This is a genomic window from Sphingopyxis sp. (genome assembly GCF_050725615.1).
In the GTDB taxonomy this organism is placed as follows: domain Bacteria; phylum Pseudomonadota; class Alphaproteobacteria; order Sphingomonadales; family Sphingomonadaceae; genus Sphingopyxis.
In genome coordinates, this window is record NZ_JBOHHU010000003.1 from 40788 (window position 1) to 66175 (window position 25388).

18 protein-coding genes are annotated in these 25388 nt (G+C 68.2%); 16 read left to right on the forward strand and 2 right to left on the reverse strand.

Features of this window, described 5'->3' with window-relative positions:
• Position 1: 1 nt before the first annotated feature.
• From ACREB7_RS01250 to ACREB7_RS01325, 16 genes are read left to right on the forward strand one after another with little or no spacing between them, the layout of a single operon-like run.
• Positions 2-685 carry a hypothetical protein gene (locus ACREB7_RS01250; RefSeq protein ID WP_431590492.1) on the forward strand — a complete coding sequence of 228 codons (684 nt, stop codon included), beginning with the start codon at positions 2-4 and terminating at the stop codon, positions 683-685.
• Positions 682-1638 carry a hypothetical protein gene (locus ACREB7_RS01255; RefSeq protein WP_431590493.1) on the forward strand — a complete coding sequence of 319 codons (957 nt, stop codon included), beginning with the start codon at positions 682-684 and terminating at the stop codon, positions 1636-1638. The genes ACREB7_RS01250 and ACREB7_RS01255 overlap by 4 nt, the downstream gene beginning before the upstream one ends.
• On the forward strand, positions 1635-2912 hold the full coding sequence (locus ACREB7_RS01260; protein WP_431590494.1) for a DUF4255 domain-containing protein: 1278 nt from the start codon (positions 1635-1637) through the stop codon (positions 2910-2912). The genes ACREB7_RS01255 and ACREB7_RS01260 overlap by 4 nt, the downstream gene beginning before the upstream one ends.
• Positions 2909-4804, forward strand: a complete 1896-nt coding sequence (locus tag ACREB7_RS01265) for an ATP-binding protein (RefSeq protein WP_431590495.1) — start codon at positions 2909-2911, stop codon at positions 4802-4804. The genes ACREB7_RS01260 and ACREB7_RS01265 overlap by 4 nt, the downstream gene beginning before the upstream one ends.
• Complete coding sequence (locus tag ACREB7_RS01270) at positions 4801-5055, forward strand: hypothetical protein (protein WP_431590496.1); 255 nt, start codon at positions 4801-4803, stop codon at positions 5053-5055. The genes ACREB7_RS01265 and ACREB7_RS01270 overlap by 4 nt, the downstream gene beginning before the upstream one ends.
• Positions 5052-8765, forward strand: coding sequence for an eCIS core domain-containing protein (locus tag ACREB7_RS01275; RefSeq protein WP_431590497.1), 3714 nt, complete (start codon positions 5052-5054; stop codon positions 8763-8765). The genes ACREB7_RS01270 and ACREB7_RS01275 overlap by 4 nt, the downstream gene beginning before the upstream one ends.
• Positions 8762-9415, forward strand: a complete 654-nt coding sequence (locus tag ACREB7_RS01280) for a hypothetical protein (RefSeq protein WP_431590498.1) — start codon at positions 8762-8764, stop codon at positions 9413-9415. The genes ACREB7_RS01275 and ACREB7_RS01280 overlap by 4 nt, the downstream gene beginning before the upstream one ends.
• Positions 9416-9428: 13 nt before the next feature.
• Positions 9429-9734 carry a hypothetical protein gene (locus ACREB7_RS01285; protein ID WP_431590499.1) on the forward strand — a complete coding sequence of 102 codons (306 nt, stop codon included), beginning with the start codon at positions 9429-9431 and terminating at the stop codon, positions 9732-9734.
• On the forward strand, positions 9731-10888 hold the full coding sequence (locus ACREB7_RS01290) for a hypothetical protein (RefSeq protein ID WP_431590500.1): 1158 nt from the start codon (positions 9731-9733) through the stop codon (positions 10886-10888). Before ACREB7_RS01285 ends, ACREB7_RS01290 begins: the two co-directional genes overlap by 4 nt.
• On the forward strand, positions 10885-11406 hold the full coding sequence (locus tag ACREB7_RS01295; RefSeq protein ID WP_431590501.1) for a phage baseplate assembly protein V: 522 nt from the start codon (positions 10885-10887) through the stop codon (positions 11404-11406). The genes ACREB7_RS01290 and ACREB7_RS01295 overlap by 4 nt, the downstream gene beginning before the upstream one ends.
• On the forward strand, positions 11403-11741 hold the full coding sequence (locus tag ACREB7_RS01300; RefSeq protein ID WP_431590502.1) for a hypothetical protein: 339 nt from the start codon (positions 11403-11405) through the stop codon (positions 11739-11741). Before ACREB7_RS01295 ends, ACREB7_RS01300 begins: the two co-directional genes overlap by 4 nt.
• Positions 11738-12097, forward strand: a complete 360-nt coding sequence (locus ACREB7_RS01305) for a GPW/gp25 family protein (RefSeq protein WP_431590503.1) — start codon at positions 11738-11740, stop codon at positions 12095-12097. The genes ACREB7_RS01300 and ACREB7_RS01305 overlap by 4 nt, the downstream gene beginning before the upstream one ends.
• Positions 12094-14616, forward strand: a complete 2523-nt coding sequence (locus ACREB7_RS01310) for a putative baseplate assembly protein (RefSeq protein WP_431590504.1) — start codon at positions 12094-12096, stop codon at positions 14614-14616. Before ACREB7_RS01305 ends, ACREB7_RS01310 begins: the two co-directional genes overlap by 4 nt.
• Positions 14616-17648: a putative baseplate assembly protein gene (locus tag ACREB7_RS01315; protein WP_431590505.1), complete on the forward strand. Its 3033-nt coding sequence runs from the start codon at positions 14616-14618 to the stop codon at positions 17646-17648. Before ACREB7_RS01310 ends, ACREB7_RS01315 begins: the two co-directional genes overlap by 1 nt.
• Positions 17641-19914 carry a hypothetical protein gene (locus ACREB7_RS01320; RefSeq protein ID WP_431590506.1) on the forward strand — a complete coding sequence of 758 codons (2274 nt, stop codon included), beginning with the start codon at positions 17641-17643 and terminating at the stop codon, positions 19912-19914. Before ACREB7_RS01315 ends, ACREB7_RS01320 begins: the two co-directional genes overlap by 8 nt.
• 11 nt (positions 19915-19925) lie before the next feature.
• Entirely contained in the window at positions 19926-23624 is a 3699-nt protein-coding gene (locus ACREB7_RS01325; protein WP_431590507.1) for a DUF6519 domain-containing protein, read from the forward strand.
• 187 nt (positions 23625-23811) lie between these two features.
• Here ACREB7_RS01325 and ACREB7_RS01330 read toward each other — a convergent pair whose 3' ends face one another.
• Positions 23812-24474, reverse strand: coding sequence for an FABP family protein (locus ACREB7_RS01330; protein WP_431590508.1), 663 nt, complete (start codon positions 24472-24474; stop codon positions 23812-23814).
• A gap of 26 nt (positions 24475-24500) precedes the next feature.
• Positions 24501-25352, reverse strand: coding sequence for an N-carbamoylputrescine amidase (gene aguB / locus ACREB7_RS01335; protein WP_431590509.1), 852 nt, complete (start codon positions 25350-25352; stop codon positions 24501-24503).
• Positions 25353-25388: the final 36 nt, after the last annotated feature.

The following is a 25388-nucleotide window of genomic DNA, read 5'->3' on the forward strand; positions in this document are numbered from 1 at the left end:
GATGCGCCGGTTCACCGCCCTGGAGCTGATCGAGATCAGCGAAAGCGGCGCGTCGCTCGGACCCGCCGGACGCGGGCTATTGCTGCTCGCCGCCGGGGGCTGGCCGCGCGACGCCGCCGAAGCGCTGCCCGTCGGCGCGCGCGACCGTGCTTTGTTCGCCCTCCGTGCGGCGCAGTTCGGCCCGCGGCTGGAGGTCGCGCAGCGCTGCACCGACTGCGGTGAAGCGATGGAATATGCGCTGACCGCCGCCGATCTGGACCGCGATGAACCGGCGGGCGAGGGGACGCCGACCGCCGTCGTCGATGGCGTGACGGTGCGCGCGATCAACGCGGGCGACGTCGCGGCGTGCGAGCGTGCCAGCGATGCCGCCGCTGCGCGGCAGATCCTGCGCGCGCGCGTCGCCCCCGGCGGCGCGGTCATCGACGACGGCCGTCTCGACACCATAGTCGCCAACCTCGACCCCGATGCCGAACTCGACATCGCGGCCGCCTGTCCCGCGTGCGGCGCGGAGCAGATGCTGGCCTTCGACATCGCCGCCTTTTTCTGGGACGAACTCGCGCTGCGCGTGCCGCGGCTGCTCGACGATGTCGCCGACCTCGCCCACGCCTTTCATTGGGCCGAGGCCGATATCCTCGCGCTGCCGGTCGCACGGCGCAGCTTCTATCTGTCGCGGGTGCGCGCATGACCGGGCTGCTCGCCCGGATGGCGGCCCGCGCGGTCGGCGAGGCGCCGGTGGCGACGCCGCGCATCCCGTCGCGCTTCGAACCACTGCCCGAGGAAAAGGGGCTGGCGCCATCGGCGATGACGGCGCCTGAACCGGATGCGGCGATCGCGCCGCCGCCGGTTGCCGCGTCGCCGTCGGCGCCACAACAGGCGCTCCCGCCAACGGCTGGCCCGGCGTCGACCCCGCCGCTCCCCGCCGCAACGGCCATCGCCGCGCCGCTGCCCGTTGCGGCTCCGCCCGTTCCCGCCGTCCCGATCGCCGCGCCGCCGCCGGTCGCGGCGGTTCAGCGCCGCGCGATCGCATCGCCCCCCCGCGACGGCGCCGCTCCCGCCGCGCCTTCGCCGACAGCCGCCCCACCACATGCCGATGCCGCTGCGCCAGCAGCCGACGCCGCGCCCGATGCGCCGACCTCCGCCCGATCTTCGCCGGACCGGCCCGTCGATGTCCGCATCGCGGCCACGGCCGCCGTCGTTCCGGCATCGGCGCCCGTCGCTGCGGCACCCTTCGATACGCCGCCAACGGACCTCCAAGGCCTTGCCGCGCCGTCGCCGCCTGCGCCCATGATCGCCGCGCCACCCGCGACCGAGGCGCGTCGTGCCGAACCGCTGGCGCCGGTCGCTTTGAGGTCCGAGTCCGCGCCGCCAGCGGCATCGACCCAGCCGCCGCTTCGGCCCGACCGGGTGGTTGCCATGGAGCCGCGCCGCGCCGCCGAACCGCCGGCCGTCGTCGCCACCGCGCGGCCGACCGCGCCGCTTCCCGCCGGACCCGTGCCCGCCGCCGCACCGCCGGTGATCGAAATCCACATCGGCAGCATCGAGGTCCGCGCCGCGCCGCTGCCCGCCGCCCCCGCCGCGCCGCCCGCGCCGACATCGACCTCGCTCGACGCCTTTCTCGCGCAGGGGAGGGGGCGATGAGCAATTTTCGCGCGCTTGCCGTCGTCACCGCGACGCTCGAACATATCCTGCAGGATGCCGCGAACCAGGCGGTGGGCCAGGCCGATGTGCGCCTCGGCGCGCCGACCGCGAAGCTCGCCGAGGACGGCAGCCCGCTGATCAACCTCTTTCTCTTCCGGGTGCTTCCCAACAGCCAGCATCGCAACGATCATTTCCCCACCCGCGAAAGCGGCGGAAACCAGCGTGCCCGCGCGCAGCTCCATCTCGACCTCCATTATGTGCTGAGCTTTTATGGCGACCCCGCGAAGTTCGAGCCCGAGCGCCTCTATGGCGCCGCCGCGCTCGCGCTCGAACATGCGCCGGGCCTGTCGGTCGCCGCGATCGAGGCGGCGAGCGCCGATGCCGCGAACCAACCGGCGCTGACCAATGCCGATCTCGCCGCCGAGGGCCGCGCGATCGCGCTCGACCCCGAACAGCCGTCGCTCGAGGATTGGTCGAAGCTGTGGTCGGTGTTTTTCCAGGTGCCCTATGCCCTGTCGGCGACCTATGTCGTGCGCAACGTCGCGATCGAGACGCAGGATGATCCCGGTCCGCCGACCCCGGTCGCCACCCCCGAAATCTTTGCCGCGCCGATGGGACCGCTGCAGATCCGCAGCGTCGGGCCGTCGGCGGGACAGACCGGCCCGGCCGCCTGGGGCGGCACGCTCCACCTCACCGGCACCGGCATCGCGCGGTTCGGCAACAGCCTGCGCATCGACGGCGATCCCTTGCCGATCGATGAGGATGCGATCGTCGGCGACGCCCTGATGCTGAGGCTCGATGCGGCGCTGTTCGGCGGCACGGTGCCGCGGGCGGGCGCACACCAACTCGAAGTCGTCGCTGCATCGGTCGATCCCGCGATGCCCGAACGGCTGCGCCGCGGGTCGAATGTCGTCGCCTTCGCGATCCTGCCGCTGATGACCCAGATCGCCGCCGCGACGGGCCCCGGCAGCAGCGCGGGCCTGCGGTCGGGGACCGTGACCGTCGATATCGAGCCGCCGCTGCAGGCGGGGCAGTCGGCGACCTTGCTGCTCAACGCCTTCGGTCCCGGTCAACTCGGCAATGCCGCGATCGAGGCGACCGCGCCCGCCGCATTCCCGGCCAGCCAATTGACCTTCGCCTTCGCCGACCTTGCCGCCGGCGATTATCTGGCGCGCGTCGATATCGACGGCTTCGCTTCGCAGCCCGAGGTCGGGGCCGACCCGTTGCAACCCGATTTCGGCCGCATCACCGGTCCGCTGGTCGATCTGACATGACCGGCGCGGTCGACATGCAGGCCCTGAGCGAGGCCTTCCGCACCGTCGCCGGCTGGCTCGACGGCACCACGACAGCGCCGCCCCCGCCGAGCGGGGCCGATCCTATCGCGGCGCTGTTCGGTCTCGACGATTTTGAACGCAATATGCTGCTGCTCGGCGCCTATGCCGCGCTCGATCCCGAAGCCGGGGCGCGGATCGCGGCGCTCCACGGCGATGCATCGCGCAGCGCGCCGTCGCTCGGTCTGGCGCTGGTCCGGTTGCCCGGCGCGCATTGGTCGGCGCTCGCCCCCGGAGCGGCGCTGCGCCGCTTCGGCCTGATCCAGATCGACGGCCGCGAAGGCCTGGGCTCGGCGCCCTTCGGCCTTGCCGAAGCGGTGCTGCTCGCGCTGGTCGGGGCGCCGTCGCTGTCGGAGGAGCTGGCGCTGCTCGGGCGCTTTGTCGTACCGCCGACCGACCTGTCGCCGTCGCGCGGGCGGCTCGCCGAGGCGGTCGCGCTGCGCGTCGCGGGCGAGCCCGCGATGACGCTGCAATTGTGCGGCGCCGACCCGCTCGGCAAGGAACAGGCGGCGGCGGCGGCCCTCGAAAGCGTCGGTCGCGCGCTGTTCGCGATCAGCGCCGCGATCTTGCCCGCGGCGCCCGCCGATATCGCCCGGCTGGCGCAGCTCTGGCGCCGCGACCTTACCCTGACCGGCGGCGCCCTGTTCGTCGATGCCGATCGGCTGAACGATCCCGCGCCGCTGGCGCTGTTCGCGACGCTGCTCGGCCAGCCGCTGATCGTCGGCGCCCCCGACGCGCTGATGCTCGGGCAGGCGCCGACGGTGCGGCTCGACATGCCGCGGCTGACCGCGAAGGAACAAGTGCCGCTGTGGCGCGACCGGCTCGGCCCCTATGCCAAGAAACTCAATGGCACCATCGAACGGCTCGCGGGCCATTTTCCGGTGTCGCCCGAACTCGCCGACAGCGTCGCCGCCGAACTGGCCGTGCTCGCTCCCGATCCGGCCGCCAAGCCGAAAAAGGGCGCACCAAAGCTGGAGGATATCGCCTGGGACGCCGCGCGGCGTTTCGCGCGCCCACGGATGGAGGATCTGGCGCGGCGCATCGACAGCGAGGCGAAGTGGAACGACCTTGTTTTGCCGCCGGCGCAAAAGGATGTGCTGAAGGCGATCATCGCGCAGGTCCGCAACCGCCCGACCGTTTACGAGACCTGGGGCTTCGCCAAACGCAGCGCCGGGCGCGGGCTCGGGATCAGCGTGCTGTTCTCGGGGCCGTCGGGTGCCGGCAAGACGCTGGCGGGGGAAATCCTCGGCGCCGAACTCGGCCTAGACGTCTATCGCATCGACCTGTCGTCGATGATGTCGAAATGGATCGGCGAGACCGAGAAGAACCTGCGTCGCCTGTTCGACGCCGCCGAAGAGGGCGCGGCGATCCTCCAGTTCGACGAGGCCGACGCGCTGTTCGGCAAGCGCGGCGAGATCAACGAAAGCCGCGACCGCCATGCCAATATCGAGGTCAGCTACCTGCTCCAGCGGATCGAGGAATATCGCGGCCTGTCGATCCTGACGACCAACTTCCGTTCGAATATCGACAGCGCCTTCCTTCGCCGGCTGCGCTTCATCATCGACTTCGATTTTCCGGGGCAGGGCGAGCGCGCCGAAATCTGGCAGCGCATCTTTCCCCGATCGACCCCGAAGGGCGCGCTCGATTTCGACCGCCTGTCGCAGCTCAACCTGTCGGGCGGCTCGATCCGCAACGTCGCGATGGGCGCCGCCTTTGCCGCCGCTGATCGCGGGCAGGACGTCGGCATGGCGCATATCCTGTCCGCCGCGCGGCTCGAATATGAAAAGAGCGGGCGGTCGCTGACCAGCGCCGAACTCAAGGGGTGGCTGCTGTGACCGCCCCGTCGCGCATCCGGCTCAGCATCGACCGGCTGATGCTTGTCGGCGTGGCCCCCGGCGACGTGGCGGCGGTGCGCCGCGCGCTCGTCGCGGCGGTCGAGGCGCGGTTCGCGGGCGCCGATGTCGCGGCGCTGACCGGCGACCGCGCGCGCCTGTCGCTGACCATCGCCCCGATCCGCGGCCCGGCCGCGCTCGGTCAGGCGGCGGGACAAGCGATCGCGGCGCAACTCGCGGGGGGAGGGCGATGAGTAGCGCCCACGCCACCGCCGCCAAAACCAGCGCCGCGCCTAAGGCGGCCCCACCGGTCATGCGCGCGCCCGCGCCGCAGGCCCGCACCATGGCGCCGCCGCTCGCGTCGCTCGCGGCCATCCCTGCGGGTCCCGCCATCCAGCGCCAATGCGAGACGTGTGAGACCGAGGACAAGGAGCCGGGCCTCCAGCGCCGCCTCAACGCCGCAGCCTCGGCGGCGTCGGTCCAACGCAAATGCGCCGCGTGCGAGCAGGAGGAGCAGGAGGAAAGCGGCGTCCAGCCCCGGCTCGAAGTCGGCCCGGTCGGCGACCGCTATGAGATGGAGGCCGACAGCATTGCGGCGCAGGTGATGGCGATGCCCGCGCCGGACGTTGCGGCGACGGCGGCCGACGAGTCGGTGCAGCGCGCGTGCAGTGCCTGTTCCGCGTCGAAGGAGGAGCTCCGTGCGCGCCGCGACGGCGGGGATGAAAGCATCGCCGCGTCGGATGGACAATTGACGCATGGCGGCAGTGCATTGCCCAGCGCGACGCGCAGATTTTTCGAGGAGCGCATGGGCCGCGACCTCGGCGACGTCCGCGTCCACAGCGGCAGCGACGCGGCGGCGAAGAATGACAGTATTTCGGCGCGCGCCTTCACCTACAAGAATCATGTCTGGCTGGGGTCGGGTGAAAGCGCGTTGCCGACCTTCACCATGGCGCACGAACTGGCGCATGTGATGCAACAGACCGCGCCGGGCCCGGTGGGGCCGGCGCCGCAACGCGTCCAGCGCACCTATTATTATGAAGAGGTCGGCAAATCTCTGCCCGACACGCACAATGAAGTCGTCAACCTGCTGATGCAGCGCGACGCCTCCATCTTCGCCGAAGTGCCCGTCCCTAATTACAATGCCAGGGGATTCGCCAAGACGAAGAGGGGATTCGGGCGCGCCGACCTGATCAGCTTCAAGGGAAGCGATCATATGGTGCCGATCGGCATGTCGACGGCGCCTTGCCCGACGGCGCAGCAGCCGAACTGGTATTGCGGCGCCAGCGCCGACCGCAGCGCCTTCCGCAAACCGACGACGCTCGATCCGAGCCGCGAAAAGCTGATGCACAAGAGCGGCGAATGGTCCCCGACCAAGATGGAGGCTGAGGCGATCCCGCGCTTTGGAACGGTGCCCGGCGCCAGTCCGATCAAAGGGTTCCTGCGTGACGCGGGGGGGCAGGAAAAGGCCGCCAAACCGCTTGTCCCCAATCCGAGCGACAGCGTTCCGGCCGAGGCGAAGACCGTCCTGGCGATCGGCGACGTCAAGGCCGGCGCATTTCCCGGGGCGCGCCGCAAGGCGGTGAGCCAGATCACCCATTATATGCTGGGGTTCGAAAATACGCGGCATCATTATGAGGATATCCGGAGTTCGGTCGAGCAGCGGCGGTCCGAGATGGTCTCGGCGGGCAAGAATGATCTTAGCGCGCTGCCGCCCGCGCTGACGCCATGGTCGCTGAAGGCCGGGCTGCTGACCGACATTGCCGATACCAAGCAGATCGCGAAACTGCGCGCGGGCACGGCCAAGATCAAGCTGCGCCGCTGGACTAGCGACGGCGCCGGTGAGATCAGCAAGTCCGAAGCCGTCGAGGGGGCGAGCGAGGTCGACGGCAATCTGTTTCTGTGGCGTGAGGTCGACAGCAGCATGGCCGGCGCCTGGTCCTATCTGTGGACCCCGGTCAGCAGCGAGGCGTCCAGCCTGCACACGGCGCTTGGTGCCGATGCCGATTTCAGCGCGTACAGCAAGGATGCCTTCTGCCTGCGCGACGCGCTCAGCATGCCGGTCGACGCAAAGGGCAAGCCTGCGGCCGTCGCGAGCAAGGCGCCCGCCTGTCTAAAACCGCTGCGCCTGTCGTCCGCGCCGCCGCGCGTCCGCCGCAAGGGCGGCGCCAAGCCTGCGCCCAAGGCGCCCGAGCGCGTCGACCAGTTCGCCGACAATTTTAAGCTGTGGAGCGAAAAGCAGAAAAAGATCGAGAAGAATTACAGCGCCTATCAAAAGACGCCGCAGGGCAAATCGCGCGCTGCCGCGACTGCCGAGCTCGAAGCGCGCCAGAATATCGTCGACGCGATCCCGCAAACGGCGGGCGGCATCCGCAAGGACAAGGTGCTGAGCGCCAAGGGCGAACAGGCGGTCAAGGACAACGCCGCCGCGCAATTCTGGATCGAGATGATGGGCGGCTCCAGCGGCCGGCTGCTCGGCCAGATGCGCTTGCGCTTCGGCAAGCTCTTCCTGGCGATCTTCAACGGCTATCAGAAAACCAAGATCAAGGTCGTCGAATTTCTAAACAAGCTCAAGGCGGCGAAGTCTGGCGGCGGCCGCATCGTCCGCGCAGGCATGAAGATTGTCGCTAAGGTCCTTGCGGGCGTCGCGAACCATGTCCTGCCGCGCGTGGGCGACGCTATTGCGACGTGCATCGAGGAAGGCGTTCACAAGAAGATCGATTCGATGTTCGAGGATGGCCCGCTTCTCGCGGTGCGCGAACGCATCGACGAAGCGCAGCTTTTCGGCACCGAACTCACCGATGCCGCAGTCGCGAGGCTGAAGGACTTCGGCGGCGACCTGTTTGGCAATCTCCAGGGCACGATCGAAAAGGTCCGCGACGGCGCCGCGCTTGTGGGAAAGATCGTCGGTTATGCCAAGGAAGCGTTCGACATCGTCCGCCTCGCCATTTGCGCGGCCGGCGGCATCGAAAGCGCTGGACTCGCCTGCGTCGTCTCGCTGGCCGACAAGCTGCTCAGCTTCATCGACCTTTCGCCGCTCGAATTGCTCGCGGACCGGATCCTGGGGAGCTGCTATGGTCAGACGTTGCTTGCCAAGGCGATGTACGGCATCGACGCCGTACAGTCGTTGCCGCTGACGATCGCGACAACGGTCATCGAAAAGCTGAAGGGCCTCCTGCCGGCACCAGTCGCCGAACTGCTCTGCGACCCCGATAAAATGGCAAAGGACGTTAAGCTTCCTGATATTTCGGAGGTAACCTGCGGGCGCGGTAATTCGGACTGGATGCCCGGACCGGGCGCCGACGGCAGCTATCGCAAGGGCGATTGGGTGCCGCCGCCGGGCTATCCCAGCCCGGCGATCCGCAAGCAGTTGGACAAGTTCGAAAAGGAGGCGTGCGCCGCCGACCCATCGAAGCCCGGCTGCACCGCGACGCCGCCCGCCGATCCCAAGAAGCCGGAGCCCGCGCCGCCGCCGCCCGAGAAGGCGCCGCCTCCGGTCATCGAGATTCCCGATCTGGTTCCCCCGGCAGTCGGGAAACAACCCGGCACGGGCGAGCAGCCGGCACAGCAGGACAAGAGCAAGGGCGGCGCCGACGGTCAGGGCGGACCGAAGATCAAGCTCGTCACCAAGCCGATTTCGGGCCTCGATCCCAAGGCGAAGCCCGCCGGCGTCTTCTTCTTCGTCCATCCGACGCCGGCACAGGGCGGTTGGGCGCCGGGCAACTATAATCTGACCAGCAACAACCGCCTGACCCTGATCAGCGAGGACAAGAATTATGGTCCGACCGATCCGGTGAGCATCACGATCCACAAGGTCTATCCGGCGGACCCGCCCAATTCGGGCAAGCACAAGATCGATTTCACCATCAACCAGGGCATCCGGGTGACCGACGAGATCTCGGGCAACTGGCTCGAGGCGGCGGCCGGCTTGCGCAACGAATATACCCAGGTGGGGGCGCCGAAATGACCAACTTCCCCGGCTCCCCGAAAACCATCAAAGGCGCCATCGTCGGGCTCGATATCTTCAACCCGCTCGCCTCGGTGGCGATCTTTCAATATAATCCGGAGCAGATCTCGCGCAGCCTTGCCCCGCAATATTCCGAAGCCGGGGGCGGGCGGGCGGAGGCGCTGCGGCTCGCCGGGCCGCCCGCCGAGACGATCAGCGCGAACCTCACCCTCGACCTGATCGACCAGATGGAGCGCGGCGACGCCGGGCCGCTCGGCGCCGGCATCACCGGCTATCTCGCGGCGCTTGAAATGCTGCTCTATCCCAAGACCTTGCTCGTCGCGGCGAACCAGATTTTGCTGCAACTCGGCACGATGGAGGTGATCCCGCCCGCTGCGCCGCTGACCCTCTTCATCTATGGCTGGAAACGCGTCGTGCCGGTGAAGATCGAAAGCCTGTCGATCACCGAGACGATGCACGATCCCGACCTCAACCCGATCCGCGCCGACGTCGCCGTGTCGATGAAGGTGCTCACCTATAATGATCTTGCGATCACTCACCCCGGCTTCTGGGCGTTCATGGCGCATCAGGTGGTCAAGGAGGTGCTCGCGACCGTCGCCAGCGTCGACAATGTCGGCGCGATGCTCGGCGGCGATGTGAAACTTTTTTGAAAAGGCGCCCGCGATGTTCACCCTGACCAGCCGTTATGCCCATCAGCCGGTGCTCGCCGCCGACCGCGGCGACGGGGTGACGGTGCGCTATGTGCTGCCGCGGATGCTGCCCGACCCCGCCGATGCGACGATCGCGATGCGCCACCGCGCGATCGACGGCGACCGGCTCGACCTGCTCGCCTGGCGCAACCTCGCCAGCCCGACCGCCTGGTGGATGATCGCCGACGCCAACCGCGTGACCTATCCCGCGGCGCTGCCCGGCGCGCCCGGCGACACGACGCTGATCCCCGTCCCCGGTACGGGAAGGGCGGGTGGATGAGCCTGCTCGGCAACATATTGGGCATCCGCCTCAACCTGTTGATCGGGCCCAGCCCGGTCGCGCTGCCGGCGCCCGCCGATGTGATGAGCGCGCTCGCCGATCTTGAGGTCAAGCTGACCGACAGCAGCGAGTCCGGATTCAAGCTGTCGATCAACACCGGCCGCACCGGCCCGACCGATTTCCTTGAATCGCCGCTGATCATGCACCCGCAATTGCAGCGCGGCTGCCGCGCGATCGTGACGATGATCTTTGACGTCATCCCCTATGTGATCTTCGACGGCATCGTCACCAAGCGCGAATATACGCCGGGCAGCAGTTCGCAATCGGGGGTGCTGACGCTGTTCGGCCGCGACCTGACGATGGAACTCGACAAGGAGGTCAAGCAGACCGAGCATCCGGCGATGGACGAAACGATGATCGCGACGCTGATCGCGGTCTCCTACGCCCAGTTCGGCATGATCCCGATGGCGCTGCCGCCCAAATTCATCGACCCGCCGATCCCGATCGACCGGGTGCCGCAGCAGAACGGCACCGACTGGGAATATCTGCAGCAGATGGCGCGGCGTCATGGGTATGAAACCTATATCGATCCGGGTCCGGTGCCGGGGGTCAACACCCTTTATTGGGGGCCGCCGGTGAAGCCCGGGGTGCCGCAGCGCACGCTGACCGTCGACATGGGGCCGGCGTCGGACGCCTATGACGTCACGACGTCGGAGGACGACACGGTGCTGACCTCGGTCGAGACCAAGGTGATCGACCGGCTGACCGGCGCCGAAATGCCGGTGATCGCGCTCGTCGGCAGCGGCACGCCGCTCGGCGCGGTGCCCGAAACGGTCGCGCGCTTTGGCTCGACGCGCAAGGAACCGATCCAGACCAGCGGCCTCAACGCGGGGCAGGCGATGGGCCGCGCCCAGGCCAAGGTCGATGAGGGGGCGAAAAAGGCGTTCACCGTGTCGGGCACGATCGATTCGACCCGCTACAACGCGGCGCTGAAGGCGCGCGACATGGTGTTTCTGCGCGGCGCGGGATTGAGCTATGGCGGGCTCTACAAGGTGTCGGAGGTGCGCCACCTGATCCGCCCCGGCAGCTATCAGCAGCAATTCAAGCTCGCGCGCGGCGAACGCGGCCCGCTGGCCCCGCTGGTGCTGCCATGAGCAAGCTCCCCGATGGCGGCCCCGCCTTTTACGGCAAATATCGCGGCAAGGTCGAAAACCCCGCCGACGTCCAGGGGCTCGGCCGCATCCAGGTCAGCTGCCCCTCGGTGCTCGGCGACAGCACGCTCGCTTGGGCGATGCCGTGCCTGCCCGGCGCAGGACCCAGCGTCGGTTTTTATGCGATCCCGCCGATGGGCGCGAAGGTCTGGGTCGAGTTCGAGGGCGGCAATCCCGACTATCCGATCTGGTCGGGTGGCTGGTGGGATCTCGGCGACACGCCCGCGCCGCCCGGACCCGTCGGTTTCCTAACCAAGACGTGGAAGGGCGAGAATTTCAGCCTCGAGATTTTCGACATTCCCGGCGCGCCGACGCTGGCGCTCGAACTGACGACCGCGATGGGGCCCGCGAAGATCGAGGCCGATCCCACCGGGCTGACGATCACCCACGGCGCCAGCACGGTCAAACTCGCGCTCGACGGGGTGTCGATCAACGGCGCCAATCTGAAAGTGCTGCCATGACGATCCCGCTCGTCACCATGGCCTCGGTCGCGCAATGTCCGCACGGCATCCCCGGCACGCTCATCGCGTCGGCGACGAAGGTGCTGGTGGTCGGCACGCCGGTGCTGGTGATGGGCGACAAGGGGCTCGTCGCGGGCTGTCCGTTTCAGCTGCCGCCGGTGCCGACCCCGTCGCCCTGCGTCACGCTGATGCTCACCGGCGCGTCGGCGAAGGTGATGGTTGAGGGCAAACCCGCGCTCAAGATGAACCCCGGCGACCTCGGCGTCGCGGCGACACAGGCGCCGCAGGGTCCGGTGATCTGGGCCAGCGTGCAGACCAAGGTGCTGGCGACATGACCCACTTCGGCTTTCCCTATCGCATCGATGCCAATGGCATGACGGCCGGCGCGCCGCATGAGGCGCATATCCGCGAGATGATCGAATTATTGCTGTTCACCCGCCGCGGCGAACGCGTCAATCGCCCCGATTTCGGCGCCGGGGCCAATGATCTGGTTTTTTCCGAGAATGCGCCCGAACTCGCGGCGGCGGCGCAGCATATGGTGATGGCGGCGCTGCAGCAGTGGCTGTCGGGGGTCATCGAGGTGCGTGGGGTCGAAACCGCCGCCGAGGACAGCCGCCTCGCGATCACCGTCCGCTATCGCCCGCTCGACGAGGCGCGCGAGCGGATCGTCACCGTGGAGCAGGTATTTTGAGCGGCGCCTTTCAGTTTTGCGGGACCGAGCGTCGCCGCCAGCGCGTTGCCGAGGCGAATGTCGACACCGGCGGCGGGGTGCTGCTCAACGGCATCGACTATCTCGAGGTCGTCGACCGCGACGCACCGACCCCCGACCTCCGTCAACGGCTGCTGACGCTGACCTTCCTGCGCGATGACGGGGTGCTCGCGGCGGGGGTGCCGTTGCTGGACCCCGATAATTTCCGCATCGACGGCGGCACGCGCATCACTGGCATTCGCGTGACTGATGTTGCGGCAGGGCCAGTGCCGTTCAGCCTGACGCTGACCCTCGACGCGGCGGGCGACTATTCGCCCTATCGGCTGTCGGTGCGGCTTGGCGCGGTCAATGACGCGATCCCGCCCTTTCTCGATCCCATGCTCGCGGCGCTCGATTTCAGCTTCAAGGCCGAATGTCCGTCGCCGTTCGACTGCGCCGCACCCGATGTCCCGGGCACCCCGCGCGATTTCGGGCCGCCGATCGATTATCTGGCGAAGGATTATGACAGCTTTCGCCAGCTGATGCTCGACCGCATGGCGGTCAGCCTGCCGGGCTGGACCGAACGCAGCCCTGCCGATCTCGGCGTCACCCTTGTCGAGGCGCTCGCTTATGCTGCCGACCAGACGAGCTGGTTCCAGGACGCGGTCGGGACCGAAGCCTTTTTCGGCCGCGCGCGGCTGCGCCAGTCGGTCCTGCGCCACGCGCGGCTGCTCGGTTATGGGGCGTCCGAAGGCTGCAACGCGCGGGTCGCGGTGGCGATCGAGGCGGCGCTGGATGTCGAACGCGCCGCCCCGTTACCGCCGATCCTGCCGCGCGGGACGCGGATGCTCACGCGCCCGGCCCGGCTGTCTGCGACCTATGCGGCGGTCCAGCCGCGCGACCCCGACATTTTCGAGGACATGATCGGCGGCGGCGCCCTGGTGTTTGAAACCCTGTCTCCGCTGCGCTCGCTGCGTGTCGCGCGCAACGCGATGCGGCTTCACGATTGGGGCGACGCCGCCTGCTGCCTGACCGCCGGATCGACCACCGCCTTTCTGATCGGCACCCGCGCCGCGCTTGGTCTGGCGCGCGGCGACCTGCTGATCTTCGAGGAACGCATTCCCTTCGGTGGCGCGGCCATCGATCCGCCCGATCCGGCGCATCGCCAGCTCGTCCGCCTCGCGATCGATCCGGTCGATGTTCGCGATCCGGTGATGGGCGCAGATCTTGTTCGCATCGACTGGTTCGCCGACGATGCGCTGACCTTTCCGCTCAATCTCGCTGCGGGCGGCGCGGTCGCGATCGGCAACGTCTTGCTTGCCGACGAAGGACGCAGCATCGACTATGGCCTGACCCCGGCGCAAGCGCGCGAGGATGGTATCGCGGTCGGCGGCCCCGACCGCACCGGCATCGCTCCCGACGACGGCCCGGGCGTGTTGCACCGCTTCCGCCTCGCGGGCGACGCGATCGTTCACGCCAGCGCTTTTGCTCCCGACCTCGCATCGGTCCAATCGGCGCGCGCCGCGCTCGCCCCGGTCGGCCAGCCGCTCGCCGAAGTCGGCCTGACCGGCGACGGCGAGCAGTGGCGCGCGGTTCCCGATCTTCTCGCTTCCGATCCCTTCGCTCCCGAATTTGTCATTGAGGCCACCGATGTCGCGCATTACGCGCGCTTCGGCGACGGCTCGGCGGGGCGCCGCCCGACCGACGGCAGCGCGATGACCGCGCGCATCCGCTACGGCGGCGGGCGGCGCGGCAACATCGGCATCAACGCGATCGCGCATGTGGTCACCGATGACGGCGGCGCCATCCTCCATCTTCGCAACCCCCTGGCGGCCACGGGCGGCCGCGACCGCGAACCCGTCGCCGCCATCCGGGTCGCCGCTCCCCAAGCCTTTCGCAAGCAGCGCCGGGCGGTGACCCCCGCCGACTATGTCGCCGCCGCCGAAACGCATGTCGATGTCCAGCGCGCCTATGGTGAGCGGCGCTGGACCGGAAGCTGGAACAGCATCTTCCTCGCGATCGATCGCCACGGCGGCGCGCCGGTCGACGATGCGTTCGAGGAGGCTTTGCGCGACCATCTCGCCAGCTTCCGCCTTGCGGGCCATGATCTGGAGATTGTGCCGCCGCGCTTCGTGCCGCTCGATATCCGGCTGTTCGTCTGCGTCTGCGCGGACCATTATGCTGGCGATGTCGAGCGCGATCTGCTCGACATTTTTTCCGCGACCCGGATGCGCGACGGGCGACCCGGCTTTTTCCATCCCGATAATTTCAGCTTCGGTGACAATATATTGCTCTCGCCGATCATCGCGCGCGCGATGCAGGTGGCGGGGGTGCAGTGGATCGGCACCCGCGACGGGGCAGGGGCGATCAAGGGACGTTTCGGACGGCTCGACCAGCCCGATATCGACTTTGCCGACGATGCCGAAATCCCGATCGCGCCGAACGAGGTCGCGCGGCTCGACAATGATCCGACCTACCCCGATCTCGGGCGCATCGCCTTTCTGATGGCGGGAGGACGCTGATGGCGCACAAACCCCCCGCCCATATCTGCGGCGCGCCGGATCTGGACGAAAAGCGCCCCGACAACCGCCCGGGCCTGTCGGCGATCGCCTATCGCATCGGCACCTATCCCGAATATCGGGCCCGCATGGCCTGGCAATTGCCGCGCCAGACCGTCATCGATCCCGAGACCAGGGCCGAACTTCAGCCGCTCGCGGCGCTGCGCGCGCGCGACGTTTCCGACCCGACGATCGCGCTGTTCGATGGCTTCGCCGCGACGCTCGACGTGCTGAGTTTCTACAGCGAGCGCGTCGCCAACGAGGGCTATGTCGGCACCGCGACGCAGCGCCGCTCGCTCGTCGAGATGGCGCGGATGATCGGTTATGAACCCGCCCCCGGCGTCGCGGCGTCGGTCGCTCTGTCCTTCATCGTCGAGGCGTCGGACGACCCGTTTCGCGCCGTCGAGATCCCGATCGGGGTGCAGGCGATGTCGGTGCCGACCCGCAAGGGCGAATTGCCGCAGATTTTTGAAACTGTCGCCCCGATCACCGCGCGCGCCGAATGGAATGCGATGCCGGCGCGCACGCTGTATCACCAGCCGCTCGCACTGTTCCGCGACCCGGCGGACGATGGTCATGCCGACAATGGCATGATCTTGCTGTTCGACCTCGATAACAGTTTTGGCGAGGAGGCGCTCGCCGACCCCGACCTTCGGACCTTCACCGCGATTGGCGCGCTCGATCATTACCACCCGCTCGACGACGAGACCGATCTCGACGATGCGCTGGCGCAGCGGATTTCGGCGCACGCGCTGAACCCCGAGGTCGAGCCTGTGCTGCGCGCCTTGCCGGTCGATGAAATCTATCTGCGCGGGACGGGGCTTGGGCTGCGGGCGGGGCAGCGGATCGTTGTGGTCGGGGTGAATATCGCCGCCGACGGCACCCGCCAGGTCGCTTCGTCGACCCTGCGCGTCGTCAGTGCGACCGACGATCGCGACTTCGGCGTCACCCGCCTCGTCGCGACGCGCGGCGGCGGGGCGCCGGACGCGGTCAAGGGGGCGCCCGCGCGCCGCTCGCCGCGCTTCAAACGCCTCGCCATGCCGACCGCGCGGCTCGCCTTCACCAGCAGCACGGTCAACAGCATCGTCCGCCAGGCGGTGTGGACCGGCCCCGCGCTGACGGCGCTGGTCAGGAGCCAGTCCTGGTCGCGCGTCAAGCTGATGCACCTGATCCGCCGGCAGAAACAGGTCGCCGCGCCGCAAACTTCGGAGGCGCAGCCGGGCCTCTACCTCCTGCGCGACGACTGCAGCTTCTTCGGATCGGCGGCGCCCAAAAAGGCCTCGCTCGGAACAACCAGCGGCTATTCGGTCGATTGGGACGCGAATAGCGGCGCGACGATCTGGACCGATAGTCAGAACAACGCGCTGACCACCGTCCATGTCTTCCTCGAACGCGAGGTAAAGGAAATCGTGCCCGACGGCTGGGCGGCGATCGAAACCGCCGAGGGCGAAGCGATGGTGTTCCGCGTCGCGTCGGCGGCGACCCAGTCGCGCGCCGATTTCGCGCTCAGCGGCAAGACGACCGGGCTGATCTTCCGCAAACCCGATGGCGGCGCGCTGGTCGTTCCGGCGCCGGGCGCATCGTCGCCGCTCAACGATTTCCGCTTCCGCACCGCGCATCTCTTCGCCGCCAGCGCGCCGCTCGACCTCGCGGGCACGCCGATCCGCGAGGATGTCGAGGCGGGGGCCGACGCGATCGATCTCGATGCGCTCTACCTCGACCTCGCCGATGGCCAGACGATTTCGATCGCGGGCGACCGCAGCGACGCCGACGGCCTCGCCGCGAGCGAGACGCTGACCGTCAGCGACGTCGTCCATATCGGCGGCTTCACGCGGCTGTTGCTCAAGAGCGGTCCCGAATATGCCTATCGCCGCCCGACCGTCACGGTGAACGCCAATATGGCCGCCGCGACCCACGGCGAAACCTATGAGGAGCAGCTCGGTTCGGGCGACGCGGCGCAGATCTTTCAGCGCTTCAAGCTGACCAAGGCGCCGCTCACCTATGTCAGCGCCGAAAACGCCACCGGACGCGCTTCGTCGTTGGTCATTCGCGTCGACGGGCTGCTGTGGCACGAGGTGCCGACGCTGTACGACGCCGGCCCCGACGACCGAGTCTATATGGTGCGCGGCGAGGATGACGGCAGCAGCTGGGTGCAGTTCGGCGACGGCCTGCGCGGCAGCCGCCTGCCGACCGGACAGCTCAATATCATCGCCAGCTACCGCGCTGGCATCGGCATCGCGGGCGAGGTCGCCGACGAGGCGATCATCCAATTGAAGACCCGCCCGCTCGGCATCCGATCGGTGGTCAATCCCAGCCGCGCCAGCGGCAGCGCCGCGCCCGAAAGCCTCGCCGATATCCGGCTCGCCGCGCCCCGCGACGTCAAGACATTGGGGCGCATCGTGTCGCTGATCGACTATCGCGACTTCGCCGCCAACTTCGCCGGGGTCGGCAAGGCTTTGGCGGCCCAGCTCTGGGCGGGCGACCGGCAACTCGTCCTCGTCAGCATCACCGGCACCAGCGATGTCATCCTCGACGCCGCTGCGCCGATCATCGCCAATCTGCAGGCCGCCGCCGACAATGCGCGCGACCGCTCGCACCGGCTCGTTATGCTCCCCGCGGCGCGGCGCTTCTTCCAGCTCGCGGCGCGGCTGTTCCATCATGCCGATTATCGTGCCGAGGATGTCGAACTCGCCGCCAAGGCGGTGCTGCTCGACGCCTTCGGCTTCGCGCGCCGTAGCATCGGCCAGGTAGTCAGCGCCGCCGAAGTAATCGCTGCGCTCCAGACGGTGCCCGGCGTCGTCGGAGTCGATCTCGACCAGCTGGCGCTGATCGTCGACGGCGGCAGCCCCGTGCCCGCCGCCAGCCTCGCCACCATGCTCCCGGCGCAGGGCGCGCGGCTGCTGCCGCCCGGCGACGACGATGAATTCGCCGCCGCCGAACTGCTGACCCTGCTCGAAGCCGGCATTGCGCTGACCGTGGAGGCCGCCCGTGCATAATCGCCCGCCCGTGCCGCTGATCGAACTTCTGCCGCAGCATCTGCGCAATCGCGACGCCGCCGGGGGCCGCGCGCTCGAGGCGCTGATGGGGCTGCTCGCGGGTGAACTCGCGGTGGTCGAACGCGACCTCGACCAGCTTTACGACAATTGGTTCATCGAAAGCTGCGAACCCTGGGTCATCCCCTATATCGGCGCGCTGATCGGCGCGCGCCCGATGCGCAGCTTCGGCGCCGGCGAAGTGGGCCTGCGCAGCTATATCGCCAACACCTTGGGCTATCGCCAGGCGAAGGGCACCGCCGCCGCGCTCGAACAGATTGCGCGCGACGTCACCGGTTGGCCGGTGGTCGCGGTCGAATTTTTCCAGAAGCTGATCTGGAGCCAGCACGTCAATCATGTCCGCCCCGGCGCCCTCGGCACCGCATCGATCCGCGATGCCGAGGCGGCGCGGCTGACCGAAAGCGCCTTCGCCGCCGCCTGCCACAGCGCCGCCGCCGGACCCGTCGACGGCGCATCGGGGCGCTATGCGATCCCGCATGTCGGGCTCTTCATCTGGCGGCTCGATGCCTTTCCGCTCGGCTTCCTGTCGAATGAGCCCGCGGGCTATGTCGGCGGGCTGGTGCCGCGTGCCTCGGCGATCGGACCGGGGTTCCGCCATTTCGATCCGCTCGGCGCCGACCGCGCGCTGTTCAACCGGCCCAAGGCCGATCGCTCGATCGCCGGGCGCGTCGATATCCGCATGGTCCCGGCGCCGCTCGACCGGAGGCTGCTCCACCGCGACCTCAATCGTCTGCGCGACGGCGCGCCAAGCCAGTGGTTCGACGATACGCCCGTACTCCGCATCCGTTTGGGCGGCGCCGACGTTCCGCCCGACCGGCTGCACAGCTGCAACCTCGAAACGCGCGACGACGGCGGCGGCAACCCGACCTGGCGGCGTCCCGAACAGGCGGGGCATGTCCTGTTCGACCCCGAGCTTGGGCGCCTGGCGCTGCACGCGACCGACGAGGGCAAGAGTGTCGAGACGAGCTGCGCCTTCGCCGCGCCGTTCCCGATCGGCGGCGGGCCTTATGATCGCACCGCCAGCTTCGCCGCCTGGCGCAACGAGCTTTTTGTCGAGGGCGCCCCCGCGCCCTGGGTGATCGGCGTCTCGGCGCGGATCGAGGAGCAGACCGACGATGTCCTGCAGGGCGGGGTGGTCGTCGCCTCCTTCGCCGAAGCGATCCTGCGCTGGAACGCCGCCGCGGGCGCGGGCATGCGCGGGCTGATCCTGATGCTCGACAATGCGAGCTATGCCGAGGATCTCAGCGATGCCGCGCATATTCTGCGCATCCCGGCGGGCGCGCGGCTCGCCATCGCGGCGATGGCCTGGCCTGCGGTCGAGCGCGCCGGCGGCGTGATCGCGCGCGACCTGACCGCGCTCGCGGCGATGCATCGCCGTCCGCATATCCGGGGTGACCTGCGCGTGCGTGCCGCCGCGCCGGGCAATGACGAGGAAGCGGGGCGGCTGATTCTCGATGGGCTGCTGATCGAGGGCGAGGTGGCGGTGATGGCGGGCGCGCTCGGCTCACTGGCGCTGCGCCATTGCACGATCGGGGCGTCGGCGGCGGGGCTGACCAAGGGGCTGCGCGTGATCTCGCAGAATGGCGAGCTCGCCGTCGAAGTCGATCATAGCATCGCCGGGTTGCTTGCGCTCGGATCGGCGGGGGGCGGGGCCAGCATCGCCGATTCGATCATCGGCGAGGACCGCGATCTGGAGGCCGATCCCGATCTGCTCGCGCTCGTGATCGACGCCCCTTCGTCCGATGTGGACTTTGCCCGCTGCACGATCTTCGGCCGCACCGCCGTACGTTCGATCGAGGCCGAGAACAGCCTGTTCCTCGGCACCGCGCGTGCCGCGCAGCGCCAGCGCGGCTGCGTCCGCTTCAGCTATGCACCGCTGACCTCGCGCGTCCCGCGCCGCTATCGCTGCCAGCCCGACCTCATAATCACCGAGGCCGAGCAGGCGGCGGGTGCACCCTTGCCCGGTCCCGAAAAACTCCGCTTCGCGCGCAGCGTCGTGCCGATCTTCACGACCAGCGCTTATCCCGCCAGCGCCTTCGGCCAACTCGCGCTCACTTGTCCCGATGCCATCGCGGCGGCGGCCTTTGGCGGTGCCGAAATGGGCGCGGGCTTCGCGGCCGGCGCGCCGTTCCGGCGCGCCAATCTCACCGACATGCTCGACGAATATCTGCCGTTCGGACTGGTGGCGGCACCCCTGTTCCAGACCTGAGGACAAAGACGATGACTGGCGATTTCACCCGCGACACCTTCCGCCCCGCCAAGGGCTATAGCGCCGTGCGGATGCAGCAGGGGCGGCTGTTCACCGACGCCGACTGGAACGAAGCGGGCGACATTCACCGCAGCGCGCTGCGAAGCACCGCGAAATCGGTGATCGGCGCCAGCGGCTTCCCCGAGGATGCGCCGGGCTTTGCGATCCTCGCCGGAGCCGGAGCGCAAACCCTGTTGATCGGCGGCGGCCAGGCCTATGTCGATGGCATCGGTCTGTCGTACGCCGCGCCGGTGCGGCTCGCCCTGACGCGCCAGTCCGGGGCAGGGGCGGCGACGCGCTGGCGGGTCGATAGCGGCGCGCGCGTCGCGGTCGGCGACTATCTGGTGCTCGCCGGCAATATGGTCGCGCAGGCGGTGCGGGTCGCGGCGCTGCTCGACGATGTCGACGGTTTGCAGAGTTTCAACGCCGCCGCCGCGCTGTCGGCCGCGAACGCTATCGCCGCCGACCTCTATCGCAGCGCCGAAAGCCAGCCCTTCTGGCCGGGCAATGCCTTGCCCGGCGCGGCGGGCGATTATCTCGCCTATCTCGACGTCTGGGAACGCCCGGTCACCGCCGCCGACGATCCGCTGATCCGCGAAAGCGCGTTCGGCGGCCCTGATACGGCGATCCGTGACCAGATCGTCTGGCAGGTCAAATTCGCGCGTTTCGCCGACCTGATCGCGGCGGGCGCGGTGGCCGCGCCGGTCACTTGCGCCAGCTTCGCCCCCGGCTGGTCGCCCTTTGGTCCAGCCGCCGCCGGACGCATGGCGGCGCGCGCCCGCGCCGCGGCAGCGGTTGCCGATCCCTGCGCGCTGCCCGCGACCGGCGGTTATCGCAGCCTCGAAAACCATCTCTACCGCGTCGAAATCCACAATGGCGGCGCGGCGGGCGGGCGCTGGAAATGGTCGCGCGACAATGGCATTCGCGAGGCGCGCTATGCCGAGATCGACAATGGCGCGCTGATCCTCGACAGCCTCGGCCCCGACGAGCCGAGCGCGCTCAAGCGCGACGACTGGGTCGAGATCGTCGACGAGGCAAGGCTGCTCAGCGGCCAGCCCGGCTTCTTCGCGCGCCTCTCCGACATCAACGGCACCCGCGCCAGCCTCGGCGAAATACGCCACCCCGACACGCTCGCCGCGCTGACCAACGGCGGCGCCCCCGATCTCAGCGGGCTTCCCGCCAAGGGTATCGTGCGCCGCTGGGAAGGCGGCCTCCCGATCGACATCGTCCCCGACACCTGGGTCGTGGTCGAACAGGGGATCGAGGTCTTCTTCGCCGCCGGACGGCTCGCGACCGGCGACCATTGGCAGATTCCGGCGCGCTCGCTCGCCGCGACGATCGAATGGCCGACCGACGAAACGACGGGAGCCGAGGCGCTGTTGCCGCCCAAGGGCGTCGTCCATCATTATGCCGCGTTGGCGCTGGTCACCCGCGCGGCGGACGGAAGCTGGAGCATCGGCAGCGACTGCCGCACCATCTTCCCGCCGCTCACCGCGCTGCGCAGCTTCCTTTATCTTGGCGGCGACGGGCAGGAGGTGATGCCCGATCCGCTGACCCCCGCAACGCGCATCGCGCTCGCAGCGCCGCTGCGCGTCGGCGTGATCCGCGGCAAGACGCCGCTTCCCGGGCTCAGCATCGAGTTCGAGATCGTCGGCGGCGATGGCCGGCTCGGCCCGGTCGCCGACAATCTCAAGAAACGCAATGCGCTGACCGGCGCCGACGGCGTCGCGACGATCGACTGGTCGCTCGATGCCGCGACCCAGAACCAGCGCGTCGTCGCGCGCCTGCTCGACGCGGCGGGCAATCCGACCCACCTGCCGATCCATTTCAACGCCAATCTCAGCACCGCCGCGCAAACCTCCTTCGATCCCAGCAACACCCCGCCGCTCGCGGGCGCCAACACGGTGCAGGAGGCGATCGAAAAACTCGCCGGGCTCCAGCAGGTCGGCTGCTCGACCTATATCGTCACCGAAGGCAGCGACTGGGTCGCGATCCTGAAGGCGATCAAGGACGGCGAGGATGCGAGCATCTGTTTCCAGCGCGGCCTTTATGAAACCGGCGAACGGGTGGAGATCAAGGGCAAGGGGCATATCTCGATCCACGGCGCCGGCGGCGGCACCCGCATCGTCGCCAAACGTGCCGAATGTGCCTTGCATTTCGAAGGCTGTGCCAGCGTCACCCTGCGCGACCTCGACGTTGCGGCGCCCGACGGGTCGGGTGCGCTCGGCAAGATCGCGTTCCGCCAGGGGGTGGTGACGATTCTCGATTGCCCGACGGTCGATGTCGAGGGCGTGTCGCTGCGCTGCGGCGGCGGCGCCGACACCGAGCGCACCGGGCTGACGATCCGCGGATCGAACGAAAAGGCGCTCGATTCGGTGCATGTCATCCGCAACCGCTTCGCGATCGGGCTCGCACAGGACGGTGTCCTGGTCACCGATGCGATCAACACGATCATCGCCGACAATGAGCTCGCGGTCATTCCCGGCAAGGCGGGGCTGTCGCCGAAGCAGCAGCTGGAGGCGGCGCAATGGCGCAAGAAGCTGGTGACCTTGCTTGTCGCCAACCCGCGCGAGGCGGCGACCAGGGACGGTGGCAATCGCGAGTTCCGCATCGGGCCGCTCGTCGCGACCTTCGAATCGCCGATGCCGCAGGAGGAATGGGCGCGCCTGTTCGAAGCCGAACCGCCGCGCGCCGACGAACGCCGGACGATCGCCGGGGTGCAGGCCTATCTCAAACGGCTGAGTGACATCGTGATCGCCGATCCCGACCGGTCGCCGACCTACAAGCGCGCGCTCAAGACGATGGGCGGGCGGCTCGGCGACGCGCGCTTCGCCAATGTCGATCCCGAGGTGAAGCGCTCGCTGATCCTGATCGGTGAACCCAGCGCGCGGACCGAACGCGAACTTCCGGATGCCGGCGACGGCCGGGTGACGATCAAGGTCGGATCGGTCGCGGTGACCTTCGAATCGCCGATTACCCAGGCCGATTGGACCAAGGCGATGCGGCTCGCGCCGCTCGGCGAGGTGGCGAGTGCGGCCGAACTGGTCCAATATCTGCGCAAGCTCGCGGCGCGCATGGCGCGCGATGAGAATTTCCGCGACACCTTGCCCAGCGCGAAAGCCTGGTTCGACCGCTTTGTCAGCCAGATGCCGAGCTATGCGCGCCAGGCGATCACCTGCGGCGGGCGTCAGCTCACGACGGTGCAGATCCGTGGCAACAAGGTCTATGGCTTCATCCGCGGCGTCCATGTCGGCACCAGCTGGAGCGACCAGAAGGCCGTGCGCGCGGGCAGCGTCACCATCGCCGACAATCATCTGTCGCTGCGCAAGCCGGGCGAGAAGGTCTATGTTCCGATGGGCCTTTTCGTCGGCAATGCCGACACGATACGCATCCAGCGCAACACGCTCGATTGGGCGGCGCAGCGCACCGATACGCCGTTCAATCACGGTATCCGGGTGTGGGGATCGATCGGCAAATATCTGATGATCTCGGAAAATCGCGTCGCGGTCGGCCGCGTCGGCATCTGCGTCCGGCCGCAGCCGCCGGTCAGCAATAACGAGGTGGGCACGCATCTGTGGCTCGCGGCCGACAACCTCGTCGACGGGGTCGGGCCGGGCGACATCATCCGCAAACCGGGCTTCATGCGGGTGCGCGACAATTGGCCGGTGTAGGGCCGGGAATTTGGTCGCGAAATCGGGGCGGACGAGCGCCGAAAAGGGCCGATTTTCCTTGCATTTCCGGCGAAAAATGCGAAGATCGTGACGGCCGCGATTGATAAGCTATGGTATTGGTTTTGGGGTTCGAGTCCCTTTTGGGGTCATGGGGCGAGTCCATCGGGGCTCGCCCTTATTCGTTGGGCTATTCGGTCTCGACCGATGGCGCCAGCCCGCGCGCAATCTTCGCCCAGGGGTTGAGGTCGGGTTCGCCGATTTTCTTGAGCGTGTTGCGGTCGCGGTGCAGGAAAGGTTCGTCGCGGCCTTTCACCAACAACGTCGTGTCGACGACATAGCTCCATGTCCCATCCTCTTGGAACTTAACCGAAATCTCGTAAGATTCGGTGGTAAAGGCCAAGTCGAGGAAGGTCGTCGAGCAGATACCATATTCGGTTTGGCCGCGCGTCGCCTTGAGGACCAGCTTGGTCGCGTCGGGGGCTGCGTGCCCTGCCGCGATGGCGGTCTGACCGCGCGGAATCGTGAGCGTCTGCAGGATCAGGCCCGTCGCGGGTTCATAGAGCCAATAGCCGACCTGGTCGTGGAAGGTGATGTCCTCCTCGCGCGTGTTGACGTGGAGGTGATAGCGCAGGCCATAGAAAAGCTGCGGCCCGTTCGCCTGCGGGTCGATCGGCTGCATTTCGATCCGCTCATAATATTGGCGCGTCTCGGGGCCATCGGCCTTGGGGTTGATATCGACCCCCCGCTGGCCCTCCCAAATCCCGGCGAGTCGGCGCAGCGGACCGAGATTGGCGAGGGTCTCGGGATCGACATCCTCGGGCTCGGTGAAGATGTCGTCTGGAATTTCCATAGTTTCAGTATCCTGTAGCTTATTGTTCAGATATCTTCGATCAATCGTCCGTACAACTGTGGGCGACGATCGCGGAAGAAACCCATCCCCGCGCGATGCTTCGCAGCCCGGTCGAGGTCGATCGTCTCGACGAGCACGCCGCTTTCGCTCGCGCCATAATCCTGCGTCAGATCGCCCCATTCGTCGCTGATGAAGCTATGGCCATAGAAATTCGCCGCGCCCTCGGTCCCGATGCGGTTCGCCGCGATCACCGGCATGCAGTTCGACACCGCATGGCCCTGCATCGCGCGGCGCCACATGCGGCTGGTGTCGAGGTCCGCGTCATAGGGTTCGTTGCCGATCGCCGTCGGATAGAAGAGTACTTCGGCGCCCATCAACGCCATCGCGCGCGCGCATTCGGGATACCATTGGTCCCAGCAAACCCCGACGCCGATGCGCGCGCCGAACAGGTCCCAGACCTTGAACCCCGTGTTGCCAGGCCGGAAATAATATTTCTCTTCATAACCCGGGCCATCGGGGATGTGCGATTTGCGGTATGTCCCTATGATGTCGCCATCGGGACCGATCATCGCCAGCGTGTTGTAATAATGATGCCCGTCGCGTTCGAAAAAGCTCGTCGGGATCGCGACCTTCAGCTTCGCCGCGAGCGCCTGCATCGCGACGACGCTCGGGTGCTCGGTGGTCGGACGTGCACTGGCGAAGAGTGCCTCATCTTCGACCTGGCAGAAATAGGGGCCCTCGAACAATTCGGGGGGCAGGATGACCTGCGCGCCCTTCGCCGCCGCTTCCTCGACGAGCGCCGAAACGGCGTCGATATTGGGCTCGACGGGGCCGGGCAGGGCAAGCTGGAGCGCGGCGACGGTAAGGGTGCGGGTCATTCGGGGTTCCGTGATGGAGCTCAAATCGAGCCGAAT